The sequence below is a fragment of the Streptomyces canus genome (assembly GCF_001514145.1).
Classification (GTDB): Bacteria; Actinomycetota; Actinomycetes; order Streptomycetales; family Streptomycetaceae; genus Streptomyces; species Streptomyces canus.
Window position 1 is genome coordinate 1 of the sequence record NZ_KQ948674.1, and the last position, 12,724, is coordinate 12,724.

12 protein-coding genes are annotated in these 12,724 nt (G+C 67.5%); 5 read left to right on the forward strand and 7 right to left on the reverse strand.

The genetic code is table 11. From position 1 onward, the window contains the following. Together AQJ46_RS41675 and AQJ46_RS41680 are read left to right on the forward strand one after the other, a co-directional pair. Positions 1–1,255 (forward strand): helix-hairpin-helix domain-containing protein (locus AQJ46_RS41675; protein WP_455770094.1); only part of this gene is annotated, 1,255 nt, incomplete at its 5' end. Positions 1,256–1,770: 515 nt separating this feature from the next. After that, a complete protein-coding gene (locus tag AQJ46_RS41680; protein WP_059210552.1) occupies positions 1,771–2,235 on the forward strand; it encodes a hypothetical protein in 465 nt (154 codons plus the stop codon). Positions 2,236–2,522: 287 nt separating this feature from the next. Here the strand turns inward: AQJ46_RS41680 and AQJ46_RS41685 are convergent, their stop codons facing one another. Then, the gene (locus AQJ46_RS41685) at positions 2,523–3,773 is read right to left on the reverse strand and encodes a DUF2637 domain-containing protein (RefSeq protein WP_059210553.1); all 1,251 of its coding nucleotides are present in this window, start codon (positions 3,771–3,773) and stop codon (positions 2,523–2,525) included. Between the two features lie 412 nt (positions 3,774–4,185). Here AQJ46_RS41685 and AQJ46_RS51375 point away from each other — a divergent pair, with 412 nt between their 5' ends. Next, entirely contained in the window at positions 4,186–4,911 is a 726-nt protein-coding gene (locus tag AQJ46_RS51375; protein ID WP_063803906.1) for a prepilin peptidase, read from the forward strand. Positions 4,912–4,985: 74 nt separating this feature from the next. Here the strand turns inward: AQJ46_RS51375 and AQJ46_RS41695 are convergent, their stop codons facing one another. From AQJ46_RS41695 to AQJ46_RS41725, 6 genes are all read right to left on the reverse strand, one after another. After that, the gene (locus AQJ46_RS41695; protein ID WP_159064118.1) at positions 4,986–5,984 is read right to left on the reverse strand and encodes a hypothetical protein; all 999 of its coding nucleotides are present in this window, start codon (positions 5,982–5,984) and stop codon (positions 4,986–4,988) included. A gap of 649 nt (positions 5,985–6,633) precedes the next feature. Next, on the reverse strand, positions 6,634–7,119 hold the full coding sequence (locus AQJ46_RS41705; protein WP_059210556.1) for a PPC domain-containing DNA-binding protein: 486 nt from the start codon (positions 7,117–7,119) through the stop codon (positions 6,634–6,636). 171 nt (positions 7,120–7,290) lie between these two features. Beyond that, positions 7,291–8,208, reverse strand: a complete 918-nt coding sequence (locus AQJ46_RS41710) for an SUMF1/EgtB/PvdO family nonheme iron enzyme (RefSeq protein WP_059210557.1) — start codon at positions 8,206–8,208, stop codon at positions 7,291–7,293. An 8-nt stretch (positions 8,209–8,216) separates the two neighbouring features. Beyond that, positions 8,217–8,996: an aminotransferase class IV family protein gene (locus AQJ46_RS41715; RefSeq protein ID WP_059210558.1), complete on the reverse strand. Its 780-nt coding sequence runs from the start codon at positions 8,994–8,996 to the stop codon at positions 8,217–8,219. A 371-nt stretch (positions 8,997–9,367) separates the two neighbouring features. After that, positions 9,368–9,721 (reverse strand): DUF397 domain-containing protein, encoded by a 354-nt coding sequence (locus AQJ46_RS41720; protein ID WP_059210559.1) that lies wholly within the window; start codon positions 9,719–9,721, stop codon positions 9,368–9,370. 3 nt (positions 9,722–9,724) lie between these two features. Further along, complete coding sequence (locus AQJ46_RS41725; protein WP_063803907.1) at positions 9,725–10,588, reverse strand: helix-turn-helix domain-containing protein; 864 nt, start codon at positions 10,586–10,588, stop codon at positions 9,725–9,727. A 390-nt stretch (positions 10,589–10,978) separates the two neighbouring features. Here AQJ46_RS41725 and AQJ46_RS41730 point away from each other — a divergent pair, with 390 nt between their 5' ends. Together AQJ46_RS41730 and AQJ46_RS41735 are read left to right on the forward strand one after the other, a co-directional pair. Further along, a complete protein-coding gene (locus tag AQJ46_RS41730) occupies positions 10,979–11,587 on the forward strand; it encodes an ATP-binding protein (RefSeq protein ID WP_059210561.1) in 609 nt (202 codons plus the stop codon). Beyond that, positions 11,584–12,411 (forward strand): aldo/keto reductase, encoded by an 828-nt coding sequence (locus tag AQJ46_RS41735; RefSeq protein ID WP_063803908.1) that lies wholly within the window; start codon positions 11,584–11,586, stop codon positions 12,409–12,411. The genes AQJ46_RS41730 and AQJ46_RS41735 overlap by 4 nt, the downstream gene beginning before the upstream one ends. The last annotated feature ends 313 nt before the right edge of the window (positions 12,412–12,724 follow it).

Here is a 12,724-nt window from a genome sequence, read left to right on the forward strand (position 1 = left end):
TATTCAGGGAGGCTCGGTCCATCCTTTCCTGCGGCGGCGCTCCGGCCGGGAGGCGGTCACCTATCCGCATCCGCTGGCCCGCCCGGCCCTGGAGAAGACCTTGGGCGTCGCTCTCTTCCAGGAGCAGGCCATGCGTCTGGCGATCGACTGCGCGGGGCTCAGCCCCGGCGCCGCGGACCGGCTGCGCAAGGCCATGGCCGCCAAACACTCGGTCGAGAAGGTCGCCGCACTGCGCGCCCAGCTGATGGCCGGCATGCGCGAGCGCGGCATCCCCGAGTCCGCCGCGCACGAGATCATCCAGATGATTGAGGCGTTTTCCGACTACGGCTTCCCCGAGTCGCACGGGCAATCCCTGGCGCACCTCGTGTACGCCTCGGCCTGGTTGCGTCTGCGTTACCCCGCCGCCTACACAGCGGCTCTCCTGGCCAACCAGCCCATGGGCTTCTACTCGCCGCTGAGCCTGATCGGCGACGCCCGCCGACGCGGGATCGCCGTCCACGCCGTCGACGTACACGCCTCCGCCGTCCACGCCACCCTGGAGAGCGACCCCCACTCCCCCGCCGGGCAGCCGGCCATCCGACTCGGCCTGTCCTCCGTACGCCACCTCGGCACCGACGGCGCCGAACAGATCACCGCCGCCCGCCCGTTCACCGACCTCGACGACTTCGCCCGCCGCACCAGCCTGACCGCCCGCGCCTACGAAGCGCTCGCCACCGCCGGTGCACTGCGCCCGCTGGGAGTCGGCCGCCGCGAAGCCCTGTGGAACGCCGGCACCTTCGCCGGCGCCGACCAGGACGTGCTGCCCGGCACCGCAGCTCCTCCGCCCGCGCCCGGGCTGCCGGCCATGTCCGTCATCGAGGAGACCTTCGCCGACCTGTGGGCCACCGGATCCTCCCCCAACAGCCACCCGGTCCAACACCTGCGCGACCACCTCAACCGGTGCGGCGCCGTCACCACCGCCGACGTGCGCCTCCTCGCCGATCAGGCCCCGCTCCTGCTCGGCGGCCTGGTCACCCACCGGCAGCGGCCACCCACCGCGAAGGGCACCACCTTCCTCGCCTTGGAGGACGAGACCGGCATGGCCAACGTGATCGTCCCGCCGCCAGTCTGGGAGCGCTACGCCAAGGTCGCCATCGACCACGCCGGACTCCTCATCCACGGCACCCTCGAGCGCGCCGACGGAGCCATCAACGTGCTCGCCTACCGCCTCGAACCCCTAAGGCTGTCCACCCCGTCCCGCCGCGGCCGCCACTGAACCGCCGTGTCCACACGATGGGGGCACAGTTCAGCGTCGTTCGCGGGAGAGGCCGGCGGAGAGGTCCAGCCGGTGGCGCGGCGGGCCGGGCGCGTCGGGCGCGTACGGATGCTCTGGTCATCCTGGCCCCGTACGAGATCCTCTCCGTCGGCTCGCGTCGGTCACCGCGCTGCCCGTCGGGGCCCGATCGCGGCTACACGGACCGCGGCCGCCCGGTGGCCTGGCTGGGTGATTCCGCCGCGTGACCCTGCCGCCCGCCCGCAGGCAGCTGGTACACACCGGGATGCCCCCACGATGGTCGCCGCCCGGACAGGGAGCCGAGCACCGTGGACCGTCCGCGCCGCCTGGCGGCTCGTGGAACGCTCTCCGAGGACTTCCAGCCCCGGCTAGGGTGCTGAGCCCTCCAGCAGAACGCCGCCCGCTGCCATCTCGTGCCCGTCCGAAGGAGTCCGGCCCTGTCGTCCCGATCGCCGCTCGCCCCGTTCCTTCCCGCCCCGGTCGTGTTGTCGCCTTCGGTGCCGGCGCCTCCGACGCTGAAGGAACTGCAGGCCGAGGTCCGTGAGCTCCTCCGCGCCGCAGCGGTCTTCCCGCTGCCGGCCGTCGTCCGGCGCCTCCAGCACCGGGTTCTGTCCCGTGTCGACGACGAACTCGAGGGCGCGGACCGCCCGCGGCTGTACGTCCTGGAGATCGCGGGGGCTGTGCCGCGCGTCAAGATCGGTGTCAGTACTCACCCCCGGACACGTGTCCGACAGCACGTCACGGAGATGACCCGGTATCAGCATGGTCTCGTCGACGCCTACGTCACCGCTCCGCTGGGAGACCCTCTTGCGGCAGACCGGGCCGAAGGACAGGCGCACCGGTGGATGCGCAAGATCTTCGCACCTATCGGCACGGAGGAGTTCGCCTACGGGGACTTCGACTTCGGCGTGGTGTGCGCGGACCAGGCCGTCCGGATCCAGGGCGAGGCGGGTGCGTGGTGATTGCGGGAGGACCTCACCGTCACAAGGGCGGTGCGCCGATGCTGGGTGCCTGCCGCGCGGGCGAACCGGGGCCGTTCGGGATCTACACGGAAGCCCCCGGGACTGATGAGTCCGATCTGTCTCGCGATGCCCGCACCCCCGGAGCGTGCGTTGACTCGGCCGAGTGCGCCGAGGACGAGTGCGCCGGGCTGCGCGGCTCCGAGGTCATGCCGCCGTGTGCCGGACGGACGTAGACGCACTCGGGAGCCGGGACGTTCGCGCGGGTGACGCCGTGCGAAGGGCAGCTGTCACCTCAGGTCTTCGTGCTGGAGGTCGAGGTCCAGCTGATCGGCGCCTTCTCTGACAACGATGGGCCCATATTTCTCCTCCAGCTTCGCGTACTGCGTACGGCCGGAGCCTTCCTGCTTGTAACCCGCCCATCTCGCCAGGTTGACCCTCGTGAGCTCCACTCCAGCCTTCTGGTGGGCGAGGTAGATGCGCGCCGCCTTCTGGCTCTTGGTCTCATTCGGCGGTGCTGTGCCCACATCCAGCGCGGGTGAGTCCCCCGAGCCGTGATCGGGCTGTGCCGCCTCGGTGTCTTCGGCATCGACGATCTCCTCGCCCTGCCGGCCATCCTCCGCCTGGCCGTCCCCGACGTCGTCGACCTCTTGGGCTTCGTGGACCTCCTCTTGCACGAGGTCCTCCGCACGTTGCTGCCCGACACCGTGGTCGCCGCCCTGGCCGGGGGCGGGGGGAACCTCCGGTTCGGCAACCCGCTCGTGAGGGGGGTGCGGCGCCTCGACGGCCGGGGCAGCCTCAGGCGTTTCCACCTCGCGATGGACCTGCTGCTGCGGACTGGGAGCCGGGCGGGACAGTGCCGCACGACGCAGGACAAAGGCCGGCAGCGGCTCGATCCCGGCTGCGGCCAGGCCGTCAGCCGCCGTCTCTGCCAGCGGCACTCCGTATTGCGACAGCCGCAGCGGCATCAGCGCCTCCACCGGTGCCTTGCGTCGCCAGCGTCGTCCGAAGCGTGCGTGGAGCCGCGCCTGGTAGACCAACCGCTCCTGCTCCAACAGGATTACCTGCTCGTAGGAGCGCAGCTCCCACAGCTTCATCTTCCGCCACAGGAGGAATGTCGGGACCGGGGCGAGGAGCCAGCGAGCGAGGCGGATCGACTCCATGTGCTGGTCGTCCTCGATCGCCGCGGCCTTGGCGATGGCATTGCGGACGGCCTCGACAACCGCGATGAACAGCAGCGGGATGACCCCGTGCATCGCCGCTCCGAGCAAATCCGGCCAGCTCGCAGCCGAATTGAAGACCACAGTCCCGGCGGTCAGCACCCAGGCTATATAGCGCAGCGGCGCCCACTTCAGATCGATCCAGGTCAAGGCCAGGTCGAGGGAGAGGAGGACCGCGATGCCGATGTCGATGCCCAGCGGGAAGATCTGGGCGAACCAGCCGAACCCCTTCTCTTCGGCGAGGCGGCGCACGGCCTCGTAGGAACCAACGAACCCCACCGTGGCAATGATGATCGAGCCGAAGCCGATGACGCCGAACACGGCCTTGCGGCCTCTCGTCCACTTCACACGACGACGGGCTGCGCCTCTGATGGCGCCTGGCTGCTCGTAGGAGCCGCTGCTCGGCCCAGGTGTCATGGACGTGTTCCCCTCCGTCGAGCCTGTGAGCGCGCATCGCGCCGATCCCCTATAGGGGTGCGATCAGCGGCCTTCGTGTGACACAGACCGGCCTCCAGTTCCTTCCGGCCGTGACCGGCCATTCGAAACGGTACGAAGGATGAAGTCTACGAACCACCCTGTTTTGCCTGTGGACCGCCCCTCTGACCTGCCTATTTGCGAGGAACGTCATAGTCCGGGGGTGTTCGAATCGAGTCACCCGGGAGTTGGCTAGGCTGCGATCGACCGGCTGCGCAGGTGGCCGGGATCCACCGCTGACCTGCCCTGGAGCTGCCGGATGCCCGTGCTGCGTGTCGCCGTCGCGTTCGTTTCCGGGATCCTGGTCGGGGCCGCGATGCGCCCGATGGTCTTCGCCCGGTCCGTGCCGCGCGGCGAGCCGCTTCGGACCGCGTGCCCGGCCTGCGGCACGGTCCTCCTCCCCTCGGCCGGCGGAACTCTGCAACTGGTGCGCGGCCGGTGCGCCGCATGCCGGGAGCGGATACCCCCGGCGCCAGGCGTGTCCGAGGTGCTGACCGCGGTGGTCTTCGCCAGCCTCGCGGCCTTTGGGATGACCGGGTGGACCGCGGCCGCGCACTACTGGCTCGCGGCCTGTGGCATCGCGCTGGTAATGATCGACGTCGCCGTGCACCGGCTGCCCGACGTGCTGACGCTCCCGGCGTCCGCCGGCACACTCGTTCTCCTCGCGGGCGCCGCCGTGGCCGGAGAACCGGGAAGTCTCACCCGGGCGCTGGCTGCGGCGGCTGCGCTCGGCGGCGTCTATCTCCTCCTGGTCGCCGGCGGAATGGGGATGGGCGACGTCAAACTGGCCCCCGCGGTCGGCGCTCTGCTCGGCTGGCACAGCTGGTCCGCAGTCATCCTCGGCACCTTCGCCGGCTTCGCCCTCGCCGCCGCGTTCTCCGTCGTCCTGCTGGCCACCCGGAGGGCCACGAGGAAAGACCACGTGGCCTTCGCTCCGTTTGTCCTGGGCGGGGCCCTGGTCGTCTCCGCACTACTGTCCGGCTGACAGGCCCGGGCCCGGAGGCTCAGGCCTTCACGGCGGACAGCGGCGCGGCGATTCTCCCCCGCCATCGGCGGCCGTCAGCAGCCGTACTGCTCCAGGACCGTGCGCGTGGAGCGGTCGAGAGGGCGCAGAGGGTCGGTGCCGGCTTCACGGGCTGGGCCGAGGCGAAGGACCGGGTCTCCACTGATGGGACGCACCACCAGCACCTCGTCCTCTATGTGGGACTGCACGGCGTCGATCCGGTACGGGCCAGCGGCAAGACATCCGTCGGTGTACTGGCGCTGAAAACGCTCGTACGCGTCACCGGGGTAGAAGTGCTCCACGACCGGTCCTTGGACCTGCCACACGATCACGGCCGCGACCGCGGCGACGACGCCCGGTGCGGCCGCGCCTCTACCCGGCAGCTGCAGGGCGCGGAGGCCGATCCGGGCGACCGCTGCCGCGGCAATCGCGATCGCCGCTGCCCAGGCGAGGACACTCAGCTTCGGGTGCTCAACGAGGAAGCGGCTCTTGTAGGCAATCGTCCAGGGAACCGCAGCCAGTGCGAGCCCCAACATCGACAGCCCGACCATGGTGACCGCCTGCTCCGGACGCAGCTTGCGCGGCCACGGCGGCCGGTACGACACCAGCTCGTCTTCACGCCCGATCCACCGGGCCGCGCCCCGCGGCCGCGGAACCTCCACGGCGGCGGGACCGTGGTGATGCTCCAGGAACTCCAGTACGGCATCGGCGAAGGCGAGCGCGCGTTCACCGACGGCCTGCTCGTCGCACTCCATCTGCCGCACTTCTGCCATACGGTCCGGCTGGATCCGAAGGCCGGTCCCGGAGGCGAAGCGGAGGTTGACCCAATGGCCCTTCGGGAACCCGAACAGAGTGGGAGCCGACCTCCCCTCAAGCAGGGCCGCGCCCGGGGACGGGATGTACTTCTCGTACAGCTTGCCGCGGTTCCGGTGACCATCGCGGCTGGCATGCAGGCCTTCAAGCTGGGCGACGATCTCGACGAGCAGCGGCTCATCCCCCGCTGCAGCACGAACTTTCTCTGGCAGGTCATCAAGGCCCCGGATGGTCCGCCACATCCCTCCGCGTTGGTCGAGGGCGTACTCCTTCCACGCGGCCCGCAGCGGGCGCGGCCAGATGGCTGCCGCCGAACGACGCAGCGAGGGACTTCGGTCGGCAAGGTGGGCGCGCAGAAGAACGGCGGCGCTACGCAGGAGGTCCGCCTCACAGGCGTACGACAGTGCCGCCGCGATCGTCCGCCGCGCGCGGTCCGGGCTGGTGGCCGAGCCGCCCAGTGCCCAGCATTCCTCAACTCGCTCGGCCGACGATCGCACGGCCCTGCGCTGCGCACGCAGCATTGCGAGCGCCCGTGCCCATCTGCTGTCCGTCATACTCAAGTTCCTCTACATCCCCCCGGCTCAGGACCCCGCGCCAGTGCGTGCATAATTCGTCACTCAGGTGGGGCAAGGGTTGGCCAAACCGGAACGCCATTCCTCAGATCCCTCAGGTGTCGGCCCGCGGAGTGCCCCAGCTGTCTACTTCCATCCTCCTCTCCCAAACGCTGCGGGAGAGGAGGATGGTCGCGAGCCGCAGGTTTCCGTCGAACTGAGCCACGTCGTGGGCAGTTCGTTTGAAGTGGAAGCAGAACAACTCGAAGGGGTACAGAGGCCGTTGACGCACCACCGGGCGAAATCGAGTAGCTCTGCGCGTCGCCGTCGCCGCCCATGCTTATCGCTGAGGGCCGAACCCGAGGATGGGCACTTCTCCGCCGAACTGATGAGGGTCTCGGCTGCGGGTGAGTGCCGGCCCTGCCGACGTTCCGATGATCTCCACTACGGGGATCTCGCAGATGAACTGAACGGTGGCGTCCAGGAGGTGCGACACGCGTCCGTTGGCGGAGGCGTCTTTGATCCCGGCCGCTACGTGGACATGCGGGGCCAGTTCGTTGTCTTCGGCATTCCAAGCGAGCGTGCCACCGCCGAGCGCTTCCAAATGCTCGACTTCAACGTGCTCCCACAGGGGAGCGTCCGGGTTCTCAAGGGGTTTGCAGTCACCGACGAGTCGGGCGCTCCGGAAGCCTCCAACGAAAGAGGGGATATACCCCGACTGGATCCCGTGCTTGGCGCAGGCCTCGGCGAGGCCGGTATAGAAGTCCTCTCCGTGTTCGAGCACGACCATAATCTGGCGTCCGACGGTGATTGCAGTGGTTCGCATGGCGAAGTCTCCGGGCAGTTGTGGCTCACCGGGGAGCGGTGAACGCGGTTTCGATCTCGTCTCGACGACGCGGCATCAAGGACATTCAGTCCGTAGCGGTCTGTGGTCACGCCACGGCTTGCCGCTGACACTGTTGCCTACCACCACCGCCCCTTGCGGCAGCCGTCTCGGCTACTTGGTCAGGAGGCTGATGCAGCGAAAACTCGTGTCGTTGTCGGACATGGTGGCGTTGGCGTCGTTGGTCAGAGACGGCGCAGAACGAGTGAACGGGCTCGTGAAGGCGCTGCCCTTCAACTCGTACCGTCCCTTCTCGGTCGTTGTGGAGCACCACTCCCACGCGTTGCCGCACATGTCGAACACTCCGTACGGACTCACGCCTGATTGATACCGGCTGACTGGCGTTGTATGTCCTATCTCAGAGTCTTGAACGTTGCACTTAGCGGCAGTTGGATCGTCACCCCATGGATACTTGCGACCTTTTGGACCGCGTGCGGCCTTCTCCCACTGCGCGCTGGTTGGCAGGGCCTTGCCGGCCCATGCGGCGTACGCCGAGGCGTCGTACCACGTCACCCAGACCACAGGATGGTCGAAGAGGTTGTCTGGATAACGGCCACCGGGCCAGTGTTTTGGTGGACGGTGTCCGGTGGCCCGTACGAACCGCTCATAGTCTGCATTAGTGGTCGGGTAGGCGTCGATACGGAAGGCTTCCACCCAGATCGGGATGTCCTCAGCTCCAGACAAATAGATGCCTTCTTCAATGAGGACCATGATTTTGCCGTCGACCGGATGCTTCACACTGTGTGGGTCGCTGCGAAGCAGCTCCTCGGCTCGCTCGTCGTGCTCGACGGCGGCCTTCTCCGTGAGGAGCGCAGCGAATCGCTGCTGCGCGTCGATGCCGGCGCGTGTGAGCAGGGTATCCAGTGCCTCCTGGTTGCCGGGGCGCAGTCGGATGGTCTCGCCCCGGTTCTCCCAGGTCACTAACTGGCGGTGACTCACGCCAACTAGGGCAGCGAAGTCCTTGCCACTCTTGCGCAGGGCCTCCCGTAGAAGCCCGACTTCCCTGCCTGTCCACCTAGTCACCCCCGCCATGATTGTTCCTACAGCGTCTCGCCCGGAATCGACATATACGCCTCTCGCAGCCTGCTGAGCACCGGGTGCTCGGTTGCCATGGGCGTGTCGTCTATGACTGACAGCGCACGGACGCCGATGGAAGTGTTGGTGGCGAACGCAACGTGCATGCGCTTGGCCTGCTTGAGGGAGACGACGGAGACCTGATGGTCGACGTGCTGCTGTAGCAGTGCCATGGTCACGCCCGGCAGCACCGGAGCCTTCGGCCAGATCACGCCTTGGTCGTTGATGAAACCCACGTTCCACGTGCCGCCTTCAGACACGTGGCCGTCGGGTCCAACGAACAAGGCGTCGTCGAATCCTTTGAGTTGCGCTGCGCGTCGGGCGTGCAGCGCGCCGAAGAGCCCGGTGTGCTTCACCTCAGGGAGGTCTCGCTCGTACTGAACGCTCATGGCACGCAATGGTGGCGGCGGCATGGCGCCGGCAGGCCGCCTGGTCACCAACACACGCGGCTGATCGGCATCTGCGGGGTGTCCCATGTCGACTGTGGGGTCGTAAATGGTGACGCGGATAACGCACGGTCCATCGTGTCCGTCCAGGGCCTGGCGAACGTAGTCGCAGACGCGGACGCTGTCCAAGTCGGCCCCCCACACGGTCTTGCAATCCCGAACGAGTCGTTCCAAATGCAGAGCGAGACCAGTGATCCGGCCGTCGGCGCCAACACGCATGGACGTGAAGTGGCCCAGGTTTGTCAGTGCCAAGGGGAGCAGGTCATCGGGAGTCACGGGCTGTCCGTCAAGTGTCGCCATGGCTCACAGCATGTCAGGAAGGGCTTCGGCAGCGGCACCCCCGAACAGAGTTACTGACGGGTCAACTTCATTGAAACTTCCTTCCCTCTTCATCTGGCCTGCTGTTCGCTGGTGACATCGCAAGCACTGCCTGTGACGGATTCGGAAGACACCCCCCGTGACCCCGTACGCGAACCTCCCGTCATCAACCGCCTCTGCGGCTGGGCGCACTGACCCTGCCGCCGTTGAAGGCGGGGCAGCTTCGCATGGCTCTCTGAGGACTCTCTCGTCCCGGCCCATCTCGGCATGCACGGCGTGGAGGGGTGCTCACATGCTCGGCCAAACACGAAGGGGGCCGACGATGTTTCGCCGGCCCCCTTCCGAGCTGTCCGTTACGCGGCGATCAACTGCGCCTCGCGGCTCCGCACGCCGTCCAGGAAACACGCCCATTCGTGGAACGTGTACTCGTGCGGTTGGCTGGCCACACCGTCTCCGTCTCTCAGGATCACCAGCTGATCCGCCACGGTGACAACGATGCGACCTGCGGTCGGGCGTTCACCCCGCAGGTGAGCCAGGAGGTCCTGCCAGTCACTGACCGGGTAGATGTGAGCAGCCTTGGTCACGTTCTTGCTGTCGCGCACGGCCATGAAGTCACCACCCAGAGAGGCGACTTCAACGCATCCCTGCGCGGTCTCGGACTTACTGGCCTTGCGCCACACGGCGGTGCTCAGATCGGGGGCGAGCATGGCTCACATCTCCTTGATGGCATTCCGCAGCCACCGCTCGGACTCGGGCCCGTCGAGCGCGGAACCGCGGAGAGCCGCGTGCGTCTTGTCGAAGCGCCGCATGTCTGGCGATTTCTGCAGGTAGAGGTTCCCGCCGGGGCTGCCCACGTAGGCCACCGACGGCTCGGACGGATCGTGAAAGTCCAAGATCGTAAAAGAGCCGCTGAGCGCACCGTGCGCGCCCTTGTCGTAGGGCAAGATCTGCACGGTGACGTTGGGGTTGTCCATGCAGTTGAGCAGGTGTTCCATCTGCCCTCGCAGCACGGCGCGGCCTCCGACCTCACGTCGGAGGCTGGCTTCGTCCAGGACGGCAATGAGCTCGACCGGGTTCTCCGCCTTCAGCAGGCACTGGCGCTGCCGCTCCAAGTGGAACGCGGTGAGCCTGTCGATCTCCTTGGCCGGGGCGTTGGGGGAAGTGGCGCGCAGAACTGCACGAAGGTAGTCCTCCGTGCGGAGCAGGCTGTGCACTGCCGCGAGCGCGAAGACCTTCAAAGACGCTGCCTCGGCTTCAAGTTCCACGTAATTCACCAGGCTGGCAGGCATCACGTCCTTGTACGCATCCCACCAGCCGTCGTCTCTGATCTCCGAGAGCAGCTTGAGCAGGGCGGCCGTGGTCTCCTCGTCAGCGCCGTAAAGGTCTGCCAGCGCCTTGAGCTCGATCAGCAGCGGCGTCCGCTTCCCATTCTCGATGCGGCTGATCGTTGGATTCGACCGTCCGATGCCGGCGCCGGCCTGCACGATCGTCATCCCAGAAGATTCACGCAACGCACGGAGCTGCTCGCCGAGAAGACGACGCTTCCCGGCGGATCCACGAGAAGTGGTGCTCATACGGTGCTGCTCCCTCTTCGACCCACGTCGGCGGCTACGGAGCAAGTGTGCCGTACGAGGGCGTCGGGGTGCATGGCCCGGGTCCATGAAGCCTCCACTGCCTGAAGAAAATCCGTGAATCTTCTGCCTGAAGTTGCTAACTGAAGATTCTACGGTCCATTCTAGGGTGACCAGCTCGCGACAGACGGCGCTCTGAAGGCGCCTCCAGCTCTGATCAAGGGATGTCTCATGCGGCCAGGCACGGCCTTCGATCTCCGGCACTCAGTCCCCGGAGCTGGCCTGCGGCCGATGCGTCAGTGGCCGAGGGAAGCCAGTTCCATCGCTGTGGCCGCCGGCGCCCGTCTCGTCCCGTCAGAGGGCAAGGGAAGACGAGAAGCGCAGGAGAACGCCATGACCAAGCCTCCGGCCCCCTCGGCGGAGTGGTCGGTATCTGCCGACCCGAGCCAAGTAGGCATCGTCCGACGGCAAGCCGCCGCCCAAGTCGCTGAGTGGGGACTGCCCGACCTCGTCGATCCCGTCTGCCTCTTGATCACCGAACTGCTCACCAACGCGATCGAGCACACGAACGGCGCACATGTCGACACACGGCTGTCGCATAGCGAGAGCATCTTGGAGATCGAAGTCAGCGATCTCGGTGACGGGCGAGCTCGACTCAAGAAGCCTGACGCGCAGCAGGAGCACGGCCGCGGCCTGATGATCGTGGACTCGATTGCTCTGGCGTGGGGCACACGTCCTCGAGCGGACAGCCGGGGCAAATCGACGTGGTGCACCTTAAGTGCAGAGAAAGCCGATTCCGTGCCCTCCGCGCAGACGCCCGCCTCGGCTACCTCGCACCACCAGACGAAGTCCGAGCCCCCGTCACGCGTCGTTCTCTCACTGCCGCGTTGGCTGTATCAAGGCGCGCTGCGCCTCCGATCCGGCATCTTGAGGCCAGCCGCCTTCCTGGGCACCGAGGCCATTTCCACTGCCACCACCATGAAGGCGGTAGCTGCGGTATGAACACCGAATTCGCAGGTGGGCAGATCGAGATTGCTGGCGGCATCGTCTCCCGCCTTGGCCTGAGCACGATGCATCTCGCCGGCCGCGGAGCGTGGGGTGAGCCGACGAGCAGAAGTGCCGCGCTCGACTTGCTGCGTACCGCAGTGCGCACGCACGGCATCACGCACCTCGACACGTCGGACGCGTACGGCCCGCACCTGGTCGAGGAGTTGATTCGTGAGGCCCTGCATCCCTACCCCGAAGGCCTACTCATTGCCACGAAGGTGGGGATGGTCAGGCCGACTCGGGACCACTGGGCCCCGGTCGGGCGGCCGGCATACCTTCGTGCCGCGGTGGAAGCCAGTCTTCGTCGCCTCGGCGTGGACCGGCTCGATCTGTGCTACCTGCACCGACTCGACCACGAGGTCGAGTTCGCGGATCAGATCGGGACTCTCGACGCTCTTCGGGACGAGGGAAAGATCAGGCACATCGGGCTGGCTGACGCTCCCCCGGAAGACGTGCGCTGGGCTTCGCATTACGCACGCATCGACGTCGTCCAGAGTCCGCTCAACCTGAAGGACCCGGACGACCCGGTCCTCGACATATGTCGGGATGCCGGGGTCCCGTACGTGGCGAGCCGGCCTCTGTGCTCCGGCCAGCTCGCCGGGAACGTTGCCGCCGCGCTGTCGTGGGTGCTCAGTCAAGGGGGCCACGTCGCGGTCGTCCCGGGCACCTCCTCCGCCCAGCACTTGGCGGAGCTCGTCGAGGCTGCATCCGAATCCGCCAGCCATCTCTCCGGTCGAGACCGTGACCCCCGACGAGGGCCTCATCCCCTCACCCCATAGCCGGTCACCGGGGCGCGCGGCACGTCTTGACTGCAACGGCCCATCCCCCGTGGCCGGAACCAGCCGACGGCGGTGCCCGCCCCGGTGGCCTCCCACTCCTTCCTGTCCGGCTCCTCCGACCACGATTTGAAAGGGCCATGACTCCCTCTCCGCTTCCTCGCCAGCATCGACGGCCGCCGTGCTTGCCAGGGCTCGGCGCCGTTGCACTGGTCGCGTTGTCCTCCGCGTCTTTGGTGCAGGAGGTAACAGCCGCGAGTGGAGGAGCGGCGTCTCGAGCGGGCCGTGGCGTGGCGTGGAGGTGCCGCACTGGACG

Bases quoted from the DNA above. Each gene is read 5' to 3' on its own strand.
- AQJ46_RS51375 (WP_063803906.1), top strand. From the start codon at position 4,186: ATGCCCGTGCTGCGTGTCGCCGTCGCGTTCGTTTCCGGGATCCTGGTC.
- AQJ46_RS41695 (WP_159064118.1), bottom strand. From the start codon at position 5,984: ATGTGGCGGACCATCCGGGGCCTTGATGACCTGCCAGAGAAAGTTCGT.
- AQJ46_RS41705 (WP_059210556.1), bottom strand. From the start codon at position 7,119: ATGCGAACCACTGCAATCACCGTCGGACGCCAGATTATGGTCGTGCTC.
- AQJ46_RS41710 (WP_059210557.1), bottom strand. From the start codon at position 8,208: ATGGCGGGGGTGACTAGGTGGACAGGCAGGGAAGTCGGGCTTCTACGG.
- AQJ46_RS41715 (WP_059210558.1), bottom strand. From the start codon at position 8,996: ATGGCGACACTTGACGGACAGCCCGTGACTCCCGATGACCTGCTCCCC.
- AQJ46_RS41720 (WP_059210559.1), bottom strand. From the start codon at position 9,721: ATGCTCGCCCCCGATCTGAGCACCGCCGTGTGGCGCAAGGCCAGTAAG.
- AQJ46_RS41725 (WP_063803907.1), bottom strand. From the start codon at position 10,588: ATGAGCACCACTTCTCGTGGATCCGCCGGGAAGCGTCGTCTTCTCGGC.
- AQJ46_RS41730 (WP_059210561.1), top strand. From the start codon at position 10,979: ATGACCAAGCCTCCGGCCCCCTCGGCGGAGTGGTCGGTATCTGCCGAC.
- AQJ46_RS41735 (WP_063803908.1), top strand. From the start codon at position 11,584: ATGAACACCGAATTCGCAGGTGGGCAGATCGAGATTGCTGGCGGCATC.